The organism is Streptomyces sp. NPDC001020 (assembly GCF_053599115.1).
Genome location: NZ_JBSFLQ010000108.1, coordinates 1 through 1,065, shown reverse-complemented (window position 1 = coordinate 1,065; position 1,065 = coordinate 1). Strand labels below are relative to the sequence as shown.

The following is a 1,065-nucleotide window of genomic DNA, read 5'->3' as shown; positions in this document are numbered from 1 at the left end:
TGTTCTGTCCACGGAGGTTGGTGACAGGGTTCACGGTGGAGTGATCTTGAACGAGTGAGGGCCTTCCGGGTTCGGTGTGGATTGCGACATCAACATCGAACGAACAGAAGGCCCTCATGCCCCACCGTAATGCACCGCTGACCGAGACCGGGCGCCTGCGCCTGGCCCGCTGCGTGGTCGAGGACGGCTGGCCCCTGCGCAGGGCCGCGGAACGCTTCCAGGTTTCCCCGACCACGGCCAAGCGGTGGGCCGACCGCTACCGCGACCTGGGCGCGGCGGGCATGAGTGACCGCTCCAGCCGCCCGCAGACGAGCCCGCGCCGGATTCCGGCCCGCACCGAACGCCGGATCATCAAGGTCCGCGTCCTGCGCCGATGGGGACCAGCCCGCATCGCCTACCTTCTGGGCCTGAACCCGGCCACCGTCCACCGGGTCCTGACCCGCTACCGCCTGGCCCGACTAAGCCACCTGGACCGCACCACCGGCCGCGTCATACGCCGCTACGAACGCGAACAACCCGGCGAACTGGTCCACGTCGACATCAAGAAACTCGGCAACATCCCCGACGGCGGCGGCCATAAGACCTTGGGGCGCCAGGCAGGCCGCAAGACCCGCTCCGGCGCCGGCTACAGCTACCTCCACAACGCCGTCGACGACCACTCCCGCCTCGCCTACAGCGAGATCCTCACCGACGAGAAGAAGGAGACCGCCGTCGCCTTCTGGCATCGGGCCCATGCCTTCTTCACCCAGGCCGGGATCATGGTCGAACGCGTCCTGACCGACAACGGCTCCTGCTACAAGAGCCACCTTTGGCGCAACACCCTTACCAGCCAGGGCATTTCACATAAGCGGACTCGTCCCTACCGTCCCCAGACCAACGGCAAGGTCGAACGCTTCAACCGCACCCTCCTGGACGAATGGGCGTACGCCCGTCCCTACCGCAGCGAGCAGGAACGGCGCGACGCCTATCCGGCCTGGCTGCACACCTACAATCACCACCGCGGACACACCGCGCTCAAGGGCCAACCACCCGCCAGCCGCGTCCACAACCTCACGGGTCAGTACA

1 protein-coding gene is annotated in these 1,065 nt (G+C 67.0%); it reads left to right on the top strand.

From position 1 onward, the window contains the following. Nucleotides 1-116 precede the first annotated feature (116 nt). On the top strand, nucleotides 117-1,065 hold a 949-nt coding region (locus tag ACWDEX_RS37215), incomplete at its 3' end, for an IS481 family transposase (RefSeq protein WP_450469124.1).